The organism is Microbacterium longlingense (genome assembly GCF_058349825.2).
Genome location: NZ_JBYRJA020000002.1, coordinates 139,297 through 150,882 on the forward strand (window position 1 = coordinate 139,297; position 11,586 = coordinate 150,882).

General features: G+C 68.6%; 13 protein-coding genes. 6 read left to right on the forward strand and 7 right to left on the reverse strand.

Features of this window, described 5'->3' with window-relative positions; translation table 11 throughout:
* Positions 1-54: 54 nt before the first annotated feature.
* Complete coding sequence (locus AC3RXY_RS03615; RefSeq protein WP_491509536.1) at positions 55-396, forward strand: Rv2175c family DNA-binding protein; 342 nt, start codon at positions 55-57, stop codon at positions 394-396.
* A gap of 93 nt (positions 397-489) precedes the next feature.
* Complete coding sequence (locus AC3RXY_RS03620) at positions 490-1,275, forward strand: SCO4651 family lipoprotein (RefSeq protein WP_491509537.1); 786 nt, start codon at positions 490-492, stop codon at positions 1,273-1,275.
* A 236-nt stretch (positions 1,276-1,511) separates the two neighbouring features.
* Here the strand turns inward: AC3RXY_RS03620 and pstB are convergent, their stop codons facing one another.
* The 5 genes from pstB to phoU form a co-directional block, all read right to left on the reverse strand.
* Entirely contained in the window at positions 1,512-2,291 is a 780-nt protein-coding gene (gene pstB, locus AC3RXY_RS03625; RefSeq protein ID WP_491509538.1) for a phosphate ABC transporter ATP-binding protein PstB, read from the reverse strand.
* Between the two features lie 40 nt (positions 2,292-2,331).
* Positions 2,332-3,423 (reverse strand): phosphate ABC transporter permease PstA, encoded by a 1,092-nt coding sequence (gene pstA, locus AC3RXY_RS03630; protein ID WP_491509539.1) that lies wholly within the window; start codon positions 3,421-3,423, stop codon positions 2,332-2,334.
* Position 3,424: 1 nt separating this feature from the next.
* Positions 3,425-4,363: a phosphate ABC transporter permease subunit PstC gene (gene pstC, locus AC3RXY_RS03635; protein ID WP_491509540.1), complete on the reverse strand. Its 939-nt coding sequence runs from the start codon at positions 4,361-4,363 to the stop codon at positions 3,425-3,427.
* A 70-nt stretch (positions 4,364-4,433) separates the two neighbouring features.
* On the reverse strand, positions 4,434-5,546 hold the full coding sequence (gene pstS, locus AC3RXY_RS03640) for a phosphate ABC transporter substrate-binding protein PstS (protein WP_491509541.1): 1,113 nt from the start codon (positions 5,544-5,546) through the stop codon (positions 4,434-4,436).
* A gap of 113 nt (positions 5,547-5,659) precedes the next feature.
* Positions 5,660-6,400, reverse strand: a complete 741-nt coding sequence (gene phoU / locus AC3RXY_RS03645) for a phosphate signaling complex protein PhoU (protein WP_491509542.1) — start codon at positions 6,398-6,400, stop codon at positions 5,660-5,662.
* A 160-nt stretch (positions 6,401-6,560) separates the two neighbouring features.
* Between phoU and AC3RXY_RS03650 the strand changes: the two genes are divergently transcribed.
* Together AC3RXY_RS03650 and AC3RXY_RS03655 are read left to right on the forward strand one after the other, a co-directional pair.
* Complete coding sequence (locus AC3RXY_RS03650; RefSeq protein WP_491509543.1) at positions 6,561-7,871, forward strand: sensor histidine kinase; 1,311 nt, start codon at positions 6,561-6,563, stop codon at positions 7,869-7,871.
* Positions 7,868-8,545 (forward strand): response regulator, encoded by a 678-nt coding sequence (locus AC3RXY_RS03655; protein WP_491509544.1) that lies wholly within the window; start codon positions 7,868-7,870, stop codon positions 8,543-8,545. Before AC3RXY_RS03650 ends, AC3RXY_RS03655 begins: the two co-directional genes overlap by 4 nt.
* Positions 8,546-8,555: 10 nt before the next feature.
* On the opposite strand, the gene AC3RXY_RS03660 is transcribed toward AC3RXY_RS03655, so the two are convergent.
* Together AC3RXY_RS03660 and AC3RXY_RS03665 are read right to left on the reverse strand one after the other, a co-directional pair.
* A complete protein-coding gene (locus AC3RXY_RS03660) occupies positions 8,556-9,110 on the reverse strand; it encodes a Uma2 family endonuclease (protein WP_491509545.1) in 555 nt (184 codons plus the stop codon).
* 140 nt (positions 9,111-9,250) lie between these two features.
* Positions 9,251-10,339: a polyprenyl synthetase family protein gene (locus AC3RXY_RS03665; protein WP_491509546.1), complete on the reverse strand. Its 1,089-nt coding sequence runs from the start codon at positions 10,337-10,339 to the stop codon at positions 9,251-9,253.
* A gap of 92 nt (positions 10,340-10,431) precedes the next feature.
* Between AC3RXY_RS03665 and AC3RXY_RS03670 the strand changes: the two genes are divergently transcribed.
* Positions 10,432-10,815: an SCO2097 family morphological protein gene (locus AC3RXY_RS03670; protein ID WP_491509547.1), complete on the forward strand. Its 384-nt coding sequence runs from the start codon at positions 10,432-10,434 to the stop codon at positions 10,813-10,815.
* 272 nt (positions 10,816-11,087) lie between these two features.
* Positions 11,088-11,519, forward strand: a complete 432-nt coding sequence (gene mraZ / locus AC3RXY_RS03675; protein WP_491509548.1) for a division/cell wall cluster transcriptional repressor MraZ — start codon at positions 11,088-11,090, stop codon at positions 11,517-11,519.
* Positions 11,520-11,586 lie beyond the last annotated feature (67 nt).

Here is an 11,586-nt window from a genome sequence, read left to right on the forward strand (position 1 = left end):
TGAAAGCCGGGTGAACGGCTCGCCAGCGGGCGGGACTGATGCGATAGTGGACATGTGACCTCGTCTGTGACCGAAACCTCCTGGCTGACCATTCCCGACCTCGTCGAGGCGCTGGGGGAGCCGCTCGGACGTGTCCGCCGGCTCATCGACGACAAGCACCTCATCGGCTCGCGTCGCAACGGACCGTTCGCCGTTCCGGCGATTTTCCTTGAGGACAGCCGGCCCTTGCCGTCGTTGCGGGGCACCGTGATCGCGCTCCAGGACGCCGGATTCACCGACGACGAGGCGATCGACTGGCTCCTCGCGCCGGAGGAGACGATCGGCCGTTCTCCGATCGAGGCATTGCTCGACGGCCACAAGAGCGAGGTGCGGCGCGTCGCGCGCACGCTCGCCTGAGCACCGCTCCGCGGGCGGCGCTGCGGTGGCGTCCTGGGCGGTTCCTGGGAATACCGGGGAAGAATCGCCACGTCGGTTTCATAGGCTGCTGGTATGAGCACCTTCTGGAAACGATCCATCGCAACCACGACCATTGTCCTCGTCGCCGGCCTGGGCCTGACGGCGTGCACGTCCGCGGACACCGCGACCGACACCACCGGTTCGCAGACGCAGACCGAGAACCCCGCCGCGACCGGCGGCACGATGACCGCCGATGACTTCGCGCAGCGCATCAACGACGCACAGTACGCAGCAGGTACGACGCACTTCGTCCAGACCATGGAGATGTCGGGGCAGAAGGTCGAGACTACCGGTGACATGGTCATCGACAAGGACCCCGCGAAGATGCGCATGTCGATGAGCATGCCCGGCGGGATGGAACTGCGCTTCGTCGACGGTGACATCTACCTCAACATGGGCGAGCTGACCGGCGGCAAGTTCTTCCAGGCACCGGAGGACAGCAACTCGCCGCTCGTCGAGCAGCTGAGCGCGTCGGCTTCGCAGGCGAACATCGGCGAGCAGATGGAGACCCTCAAGGCCGCTCTGAAGGACTTCAAGGCGGAGGAGGGCGCCGAGACGATCGACGGCGTCGAGACCACCAAGTACACGCTCGTGCTGGACACCGCGAAGCTGCTGGAGGGCCAGGAGATCCCGGAGGGCTCTGGCCTCGGCGACACGATCGAGTACGTCCTCTTCGTGGGCCCGGATGACCTCCCGCGTCGCTGGGTCAGCGACATGGGCGCCTCCGCGGTGACCATGGAGTTCAGCAAGTGGGGCGAGGCCGTCTCGATCGAGGCGCCCGCGGCCGACGAGATCACCGACCAGGCACCCGGCATGTGACATCGACCTGAGTCACGACGAGGGCCCCGGAGCGACGCTCCGGGGCCCTCGTCGTGCCCTGGCTCTGCCCGTCCAGCCCGCCGCCCGGCGGACGGGATCCCCAACTCAGGCAGAACAGGCGTGACGGCGCCGTGGGCGCCGGAATCTGGGGCGGAAGGTGGGTTCTGCCTGAGTTCGGGAACGACGATGCCCCGCGCGCCGGAGCGCACGGGGCATCGGGGACGGGGGAGCGGAGCTCAGCCGAAGCGGCCGGAGACGTAGTCCTCCGTGGCCTTCACGCTCGGGTTGGTGAAGATCGTGCCCGTCTCATCGAACTCGATCAGCTTGCCGGGCTTGCCGGTGCCGGCGATGTTGAAGAACGCGGTCTTGTCCGAGACGCGAGAGGCCTGCTGCATGTTGTGCGTCACGATCACGATGGTGTACTCGCTCTTCAGCTCCGCGATGAGCTCCTCGATCGCGTAGGTCGAGATCGGGTCGAGCGCAGAGCAGGGCTCGTCCATCAGGAGCACGTCGGGGGAGACCGCGATAGCCCTGGCGATGCACAGACGCTGCTGCTGGCCGCCGGAGAGGCCGGAGCCCGGCTTGTCGAGGCGGTCCTTGACCTCGTTCCACAGGTTCGCGCCCTGCAGGGAGCGCTCTACCAGCGCATCGGCGTCGGACTTCGAGATGCGCTTGTTGTTCAGGCGCACGCCCGCCAGCACGTTCTCGCGGATCGACATGGTGGGGAAGGGGTTCGGCCGCTGGAAGACCATGCCCACCTGGCGGCGGACGGTCACCGGGTCGACGCCCTGGCCGTACAGGTCCTCGCCGTCGAGCAGGACCTGGCCCTGCACGGTCGCTCCGGGGATGACCTCGTGCATGCGGTTCAGAGTGCGCAGGAAGGTGGACTTGCCGCAGCCGGAGGGGCCGATGAAAGCCGTCACGCTGCGGGGCTCGATGGCCATCGAGACGTCTTCCACGGCGAGGAAGTCGCCGTACTTGACGTTCAGGTTCTTGACGTCGATGCTCTTGGACACGTTGTTCCTCTTTGATTCTTGCGGAGCTCAGCGGGCGGTCTCAGCGGCCCTTGGCCGGAGCGAAGACCTTGGCGATGATGCGGGCGATGAGGTTCAGCACCATCACGATGATGATGAGGGTCAGGGCGGACGCCCACGCGCGGTCGACATACGCCTCGGCGGGGATGCCCTGGTTGGCGAACTGCGTGTAGGTGAACACCGGCAGCGTCTGCATCTGGCCGTTGAACAGGTTGTAGTTCATGCTCGATGTGAAGCCGGCCGTGATCAGCAGCGGAGCGGTCTCACCGATCACGCGGGCGATCGCGAGCATGACGCCCGTGGTGATGCCGGCGATCGAGGTGGGCAGGACCACCTTGACGATCGTGAGCCACTTCGGCACGCCCAGCGCGTACGAGGCCTCGCGCAGCTCGTTCGGTACGAGGCGGAGCATCTCCTCGCTCGAGCGGACCACCACGGGGATCATCAGCACCGCGAGCGCGACCGCACCCATGATGCCCATGCGCACACCGGGGCCGAGGAACAGCGCGAACAGGGCGTAGGCGAACAGACCGGCCACGATCGAGGGGATGCCGGTCATGACGTCCACGAGGAAGGTGATGCCGCGTGCGATGCGCCCGTCGTTGCCGTACTCCACCAGGTAGATGGAGGTGAACAGCCCGATCGGGATCGAGATGACCGCCGCGGCGAGCGTGATCAGCACGGTGCCGGTGATCGCGTGCATCGCCCCGCCGCCCTCGCCGACGACGTTGCGCATCGAGAAGCTGAAGAACTCGGCGTCCATCCGGGAGATGCCGAACCCGATCACGGTGATGGTCACCGAGATCAGCGGGATGAGCGCGATCAGGAACGCGCTGGCCACGATCGCCGTGATGAAGCGGTCCATGGCCTTGCGGCCGCCCTCGACGATGCGCGAGAGGATCACGATGAGCGCGATGTAGACGACCGCGCTGAGCACGATCCATCCGGCGACGTTGAACGCGCCGGACTCGATCGCGAGGAGCCCGAAGACCGCGGCGACCGCGACGATCGAACCGGCCAGGAGCGCCCAGGGCGCCCACTTCGGCAGGCGTCCGCTGGTCAGCCGCGTGGACGCGGCGCGTCCGGGGGCATCGATGGCAGTGGCGGTGGTCATCTCAGTTCGCCCCCGAGAACTCTTTGCGACGGTTCACGATCATGCGGGCGACCGCGTTCACGGCGAAGGTCACCACGAACAGGATCAGACCGGTCGCGATCAGGATGTTGATGTTGATGTCGTACGACTCGGGGAACTTCAGCGCGATGTTCGCCGCGATCGTCGAGGGGTTCGTCGAGGTCAGCAGCTGGAGGCTGATGATGCCGGACGCGGAGAGCACCATGGCGACGGCCATGGTCTCACCCAGCGCGCGGCCCAGACCCAGCATCGAGGCGGACACGATGCCGCTGCGGCCGAAGGGGAGAACCGCCATGCGGATCATCTCCCAGCGGGTGGCACCGAGCGCGAGGGCGGCTTCCTCATGGAGAGCGGGCGTCTGCAGGAAGATTTCGCGGCAGATGGCGGTGATGACGGGAAGGATCATGACGGCGAGGACCATCGCCGCGGTGAGAATGGTGCGGCCGGTGGTGGACACCACGCCGCCGAACAGCGGGAACCAGCCCAGGTTGGCATTGAGCCACACGTAGACCGGTTGCACTGCAGGAGCCAGCACGAGGATGCCCCAGAGGCCGTAGACCACCGAGGGGACCGCGGCGAGCAGGTCGACGACGTATCCGAGTGCGGCGGCCAGACGGCGCGGCGCGAAGTGCGAGATGAACAGCGCCACCCCGAGCGAGAGCGGAACGGCGATGAGGAGCGCGAGAGCCGCGGCCCAGATGGTTCCGAAGAGGAGGGGGCCGACGTACTCCCAGAAGTTCCCGGTGAGCAGCGACGCGGATTCCGCTGTCGCGCCGAAGGCCGGGATGGACTGGACGATGAGGAAGATCGCCACGGCCGCGAGCGTGCCGAGGATCATGAGGCCGGCGAACAGAGCGGTTCCGGAGAACCAGATGTCGCCAGGACGGCGGACGGCCGGCGGCGCAGATGTGGAGGTGGTCATGCTGTCCTGATCGTCGAGGTTGACTCGGAGGCTGGGGCCGCCCGGACCAGGTCCGGACGGCCCCGGAGCATCACTTGATGACGGCGATCGCCGCGTCGATCTGCGTGCGCAGAGCGTCGGAGATCGGGGCGCTGCCTGCGGCCTCGGCGGCGGCCTTCTGGCCGTCGACGCTGGCTGCCTCGGCGAAGAAGGCCTTCACCAGCTCGCCCTGGGCGGCGTCGGTGTACTCCGCGCAGCCGATCAGGTAGCTGACGAGGATGATCGGGTAGGCGCCCGCCTCGGTGGTGGTGCGGTCGATCTTGAACGCGAGGTCGGTCGCGGCGCGGCCGTCCTCGAGCGAGGAGGCGTCGAGCGTCGCGGCAGCGGCCTCGGGCGAGTACGGCACGAACTCTTCGCCGACCTTGATCGCGACGGTGCCGAGCTTGCCGGCGCGCGATGCGTCGGCGTAGCCGATGGTGCCCTGGCCGCCCTCGACGGCAGAGATCACGCCGGAGGTGCCGTTGGCGGCCTCGCCGCCCTGGATCGGCCACTCCTCGACGGAGCCGTCGGTCCACACGTCACCGGCGGCCTGCGAGAGGTAGTCGGTGAAGTTGCCGGTGGTGCCGGACTTGTCCGAGCGGTGGACCGGGGTGATGGCCAGGTCGGGCAGGGTCGCGTCGGGGTTGAGCGCCGCGATGGCGGGGTCGTTCCACTTCGCGACCGTGCCGGTGAAGATGCCCGCGAGCGTGGCGGCATCCAGGTTCAGCGACTCGACGCCGTCGAGGTTGAAGACCACGGCGATCGGCGAGATGTAGGTCGGGATCTCGACGAGGTCGGAGCCCTCCGCGCAGGAGGCGAAGCCGCCCTCGGCGATCTCGTCGAGCTTGAACGCCCGGTCGGAGCCGGCGAACTGCACGCCGCCCTTGAGGAACGACTCGCGGCCGGCGCCGGAGCCCGACGCGGCGTAGTTGACGGTCAGGCCGTCATTGGCGGTCTGGATGCCGGCGGTCCAGGCCTGGACGGCGACCTCCTGCGACGACGCGCCTTCGCCGGCGAGGGTGCCGGTCAGCGCGGGGGTGGAGGCGGCGGGGGACTCGCCGGCCGGGGTCTCGGCCGGAGCCGACTCGTTTGCGGCACACCCGACGAGGGCGACCGACGCGAGAGCGCCGACGGCGCCCAGAGCTGCGATGCGGTTGAGCTTCACTGTGACGTTCCTTCTTCTTGGTGTGTTCAGCCCGGGGCAGGGCCGTGGCTGACGCTAGGGGGCGTGTGTGAATCGACGGCTGTGGCGCGGTGAACGCCAGGTGAACGGGCCGGTCAGGGCTCCGGGATCTCGGTGATCTCGACCACGTCGACGACCTCGACGACGGCGACGGGGGTGTCGGCCTCCGCGGCGATCTCCTCGAAGGTGTCCTCGCCGCTCCAGTCGCCGGTGGCCAGGTAGACGACCTTCTTCGCGACCGAGACGGCGTGGTCCGCGAAGCGCTCGTGGTACCGGCTGGCCAGGGTGGCGTCGACGGAGGCCTGCGCCTCGCCCTTCCAGTTGTCGCTGAGGACCTTCTCGAACACGCTGGCGTGCAGCTCGTCGATGAGGTCGTCGTCGTTGCGGATCTCATCCGCCACGCGCAGATCCTGGGTCTGCAGGAGGGTGGCGAGCTTGCGCGCGACCGACACATCGAGCTCGCCCATGCGGGTGAACGTCGACTTGAGGCCCTTGGGGATCGCGCGCTCCGGGAAGCGGTAGCGGGCGAGCTGGGCGATGTGCTCTGCCATGTCTCCCATGCGCTCGAGCGACGCGCTCACGCGCAGCGCCGTGACGACGATCCGCAGGTCGGAGGCGACCGGCTGCTGGCGTGCGAGCAGCTCGATCGCGAGCTCGTCGAGGGCGAGAGCGCGCTCGTCGATCAGCGTGTCGTCCGCGATCACCTGCTCCGCCACGGTGATGTTGCTGGTGGCGAACGCCTCGGTGGCACGTTCGATCGCGACGGCGACGAGATCGGCGATCTCGACGAGCCTGGTGTTGACTTCTTCGAGGGAGCGGTGGAACTCCTGGCGCATGGCGGCTGCCTTTCCTTGCGGTGCGCGCCGGTCGGCCGCGCGTGAACCACGGGCATTCTCCGGATCGAAGGTTAACGATTGGTGCCCCCGGTGTGAACTCTGCGGCGGCGGCGGCTTCCGTGGCAGGTGAACGGCAGGTGCTGACCCTACGCTGGAGGGCATGACCGCTTCGTCGCTCACCGTCCCGGCTCTCCTGCTGGGCATCGTGATCGGAGGCGTCGTCATCCTCCTGATCGTGTTCGCGATCCGGGTGCGTGCGCGCCATGAAGAGATGGTGCGCGGCGATGTCTCTCCGGAGCTCGAGGCGATCCTGTCCGGGGTCGAGGAGCCGGCCGCGATCGTCGACACCTCACTGTTCGTGCGCAGCGCGTCGAGCCAGGCCGCCGGCGTCGGCGTATCGGGCGGGCGCATGCTCGCCCAGCCGGAACTGCGCGAGCTGGTGCGCGATGCACTCGACGAGGGGGGGTCGGTGAGCAGGCCGCTGCGCATCCGCCGCAACCGGATCTCGGGGGAGACGCTCAGCGTTCAGGCGCGCGCGACCCTGGTCGGCCCTCGGCTGGTGTTCCTGGTGGTGCACGACCTCAGCGAACAGGAACGCGTCGAGCAGATGCGCCGGGACTTCGTGGCGAACACCTCGCACGAGCTCAAGACACCGGTCGGCGCGGTGATGGTGCTGGCTGAGGCGATCGAGGTGGCATCGGACGACCCGGAACAGGTGCGCTCCTTCGCCGATCGCCTTCTCGTCGAAGCGCGCCGGCTCAACGATCTGACCGGCCGCATCATGGATCTGTCGCGCCTGCAGGCCAGCGACGACTTCGCCGGTCTTGAGCCGGTCGCCATCGACGAGGTCATCACGACCGCGGTCGAGGCGCACGTCGTGCAGGCACAGGCCGCGCAGGTGGAGCTGGTGCGCAGCGACCTCAGCGGGGTGATGGTCGACGGTGACCGGAGGATCCTGGTCGACGCCGTCGGAAACCTCATCGCCAACGCGATCGCATATTCGCCCGCCGGCTCGAAGGTCGGTGTCGGGGTCACGCTCGACGACGACGTGGTCGAGATCGCCGTGTCCGATCAGGGCATCGGGCTGAGCCCGGAGGACCAGGAGCGGGTGTTCGAGCGCTTCTACCGCTCGGACGAGGCTCGCTCCCGTCGCACCGGAGGAACCGGGCTGGGGCTGTCGATCGTCAAGCACGCCGCGCACCGCCACGGCGGAGACGTGCGGGTATGGTCGCGGCAGGGCAAGGGGTCCACCTTCGCGATCCTGCTGCCGGTGGCCGCGATCGACGAGGGCATGCCGGTGCGGCGCAGCCGCAAGAAGGCCAAGCAGCTCCTCGCCGATACGGGGGCGTCGAGCCTGGTGAAGAAGAAGCCCTCCGGAAAGAAGGGCACGGACAAGAACAAGAAGAAGCCAGCGGCGGCGACCGCCGGCGCCGCGAAGAAGAACAAGAAGAAGGGCGGTGGCACGGCATGACGCACGTGCTCCTGGTCGAGGACGAGCCGGCTCTGGCCGAGCCCCTGGCATATCTGTTGCGGCGGGAGGGGTTCGAGGTCGACGTCGCCGATGACGGCAACACCGCGCTGGAGGTGTTCCGGCGCGGCGGGATCGATCTGATCCTGCTCGACCTCATGCTCCCCGGCGTGAGCGGCACGGAGGTCTGCCGGCAGATCCGCGCGGAGTCCGCCGTGCCGATCATCATGCTCACCGCCAAGGACAGCGAGGTCGACATCGTCGTGGGGCTCGAGATCGGGGCGGACGACTACGTCACCAAGCCCTATTCGCCGCGCGAGCTGCTCGCCCGCATGCGGGCGCTGCTGCGGCGCAGTGCGGGCAGCGAGGTCGAGGAGCGTGTGCTCGTCGGCGGCCGGGTGCGTGTCGATCTCGACCGGCACAGCGTCGAGGTCGACGGTGCGGAGATCAGCATGCCGCTGCGCGAGTTCGAGCTGCTCGAGCTCCTGATGCGCAACGCCGGCCGCGTGCTCACCCGCGGTCAGCTGATCGATCGGGTCTGGGGGAGCGACTACTTCGGCGACACCAAGACGCTCGACGTGCACATCAAGCGCATCCGCTCGCGCATCGAGGAGAACCCGTCAGCTCCGGCCATGCTGGTGACCGTGCGCGGGCTCGGGTATCGCTTCGAGGGGTGAGCCGGCGCGGTCACCCGATGAGGGCCGACGGCGTGAAGGCGACGGGGAAGGGAACAGCGACCTCGAAGCGTTCGGCTCCGCTGGCGCGAGCGACCTCGCGATAGGCGCCGTCGACGAGCTGCCACGCCACGATGGCCAGCTCGTCCGGATCGGCGACCCAGTAGTGCGCGCATCTGGCGCGCTGGAGACGATCCTTCTTCAACAGCAGATCGATGCCACGCGTGGAGGGTGACAACACCTCGATGGCGAGGAGGGGAACGGCGGGCAGGCTCGCCTCTGCGAAGGCCTCGCGCGGCGCCACGACCACGTCGGGCTGGATGACCGTGTCATCGGCGAGCACCACATCGAGGGGCGCGAAGAACACCTTCAGCCCGCCCGGCGCGGCGGAGTGGAGGATCACGAACAGGTTCGCGACGACCTCCTGATGGCGCACGCGGGGCGACGGGGTCACGATGAGGGTGCCGTCGATCAACTCGTACCGGTGGTCGTCATTGGGCAGAACGGCCAGATCGGCGTAGGTCAGCGACCGCCCAGCGGGCAGGAATCCGCGGGTCTCGGTGGCCATGACAGTCATGCTAGCCAGTGCGTTCGCGCAGCTGGCCCCGGTTGTGCGCGCTGCTCCGGCACGCGGCGGGAGCAGCAGACGCCGCCAGGCGCATCGGGGAGGGCCGGCTCGGCCTGACGGCGTCCGGCGGCACCGCGACGTCAGCGGGTGCGCATGACGGCCGCGCTGGCGAGGGCACGGAGGCCGTCGAGAGCCGAGGCATCCAGCGGCGCATCCGCGAGGGCGTGATCGGCCTGGGCGGCGTAGCCAGCGATCAGGTCCTCGACCCTGTCCAGCGCACCGGTGTCGACGATGGTCCTCTGGATCTGAGTGATCGCGTCCGCCGAGAGCGTCCGGTCGCCCAGCATCCGGTCCAGAGCCGCCCGTGCGGAAGCGTCGAGGCGTTCGCGCGCGAACGCGATGAGGACCGTGCGCTTGCCCTCGCGCAGGTCGTCGCCGGAGGGCTTGCCGGTCTCCGCCTCCGCTCCGAAGACGCCGAGCACGTCGTCGCGCAGCTGGAAGGCCATGCCGACCGGATGTCCGAAGGCGCGGAGGGCTGCGACCTGCGCTTCGTCTGCGCCGGCGACGGCGGCGCCGATCGCCAGGGGCTGCTCGACGCTGTAGCGCGCGGATTTGAGAGAGGCCACGCGCAGCGCGCGCTCGGCGTGAGCCTCGGGGTCTCCGGTGCTCCACGCCGACTCCTCGGCGATGTCGAGGAACTGTCCTGTGGTGACGTCGCGGCGCATGCGGGCGTAGGTGCGGCGAACCTCGCCAGCGTGCGGGAGCGCTGCGATGCCGTCTTCCAGCAGGTCGTCGCTCCACGCCACCAGGAGATCGCCGAGCAGGATGGCAGAAGACCTGCCGAAGGCGTCGGCGTCTCCCCACCAGCCGGCTGCGCGGTGGTCGGCCTCCAGCGCCCGGTGCGCGGCGGGGCGTCCGCGACGGGTGTCCGAGTTGTCGATCAGGTCATCGTGCACGAGGGCAGCGGCCTGGAAGACCTCGAGGGCGGCGCACACGCTCCACAGTGCTTCCGGCGCGGCGGCGTGAGCGGCGCCGGCGTGGGCGGCGGCGCGCCATCCGGCGTGGCAGAACCGCGCGCGCAGGCGTTTGCCGCCGCTCAGCGCCGCGGCCGCCGCTCGGATGAAGCCGGCGGCCTCCTGGCCGTACCCGGCGCTCTCGATCCGCATCCGGTCGACCAGGTCGGCCAGCCGCGCATCGACCGCGGCGACGACGGGTTCGGGATCGGACACGTCAGCCAGCTTAGAGTGTGCTGTCCGTGCTCGCCTTCGTCGCCGTGAGGGGCGTAGAATAAAGGTCCATCCGGCCTACCCGAGGGGGACGAATGCCACTCTCCGAACAGGAGCAGCGCCTGCTCGACGAGATGGAGCGCCATCTCCTCCACAACGATGCCGACGTGGTCAGCACCGTCACCGGTGATCGTGCTCTCAGCTACCGCAATCTGGTCTACGGCGCACTGCTCGTCCTGCTGGGAATCGGCGGGCTCATCGTCGGTGTGATGATCGGTGACGTCATCGGGATCGTGGTGGGCGTGGTCGCCTTCATCGCGATGCTCGGCGGCGCCATGCTCGCGGTCACGCCGGTGCGGCGCCCCGACGCTCTCACCGAGCCGGACGCCGCTTCGTCTCCGTCGGCCGCCCCGGCCAACGGAGCATCTTTCATGGATCGCATGAACGATCGGTGGGACAAGCGCCAGAGCGGACGCTGACCCGCCACCACATTCCTCCACTCAGACCCCCGCACATCGTGCGGGGGTCTTTTTCGTGTGCTCGATGCGGGGCTGACAGGCCCGGGAGCGGAATTTCCCTCCACCATCCTCCACGCCGATGTCTTGGTGAACTACCGCGAGAAATCAAGGCATTCGCTGTCAGTCGCGAGGCATACAGGATGCTCGCAGGCAACTTTCCCTCGGGAAGTGGGGGGAAGTGGAGTAATGTGGAGGCATCCGGGCGATCAGGGGAAGGAAGGGGGCGATGGCCGATGCTGTTGGGCACCCATTCCCCCAAGCTGGACGACAAGGGACGCATCATCCTCCCCGCCAAGTTCCGCGAGGATCTCGCGGGCGGCGTCGTCATCACCCGGGGCCAGGACCGTTGCCTCTACGTGTTCAGCACCACGGAGTTCGAGCGGGTGCACGAGCGCATCCGCGAGGCGCCGCTGAGCAACAAGGAGGCCAGGGCCTTCCTGCGCATGTTCCTGTCCGGAGCGAGCTCGGAGATGCCCGACAGCCAGAACCGGATCACCATTCCGGCACACCTGCGCAGCTACGCCGGGCTCAGCAAGGAGCTCGTCGTGACCGGGGTCGGCGCCCACGCCGAGATCTGGGACGCGGAGGCCTGGAACGACTACGCCGCTGACAACGAAGACACGTTCGCCGCTCTCGAGGAGGAGGTGATCCCGGGCCTGTTCTGATCCGGGCTGCGACTCCCCGCCGCTCCTGCCCCGGCACACTTCCCCGGTGCCGGGTCGAGCGGAGGGG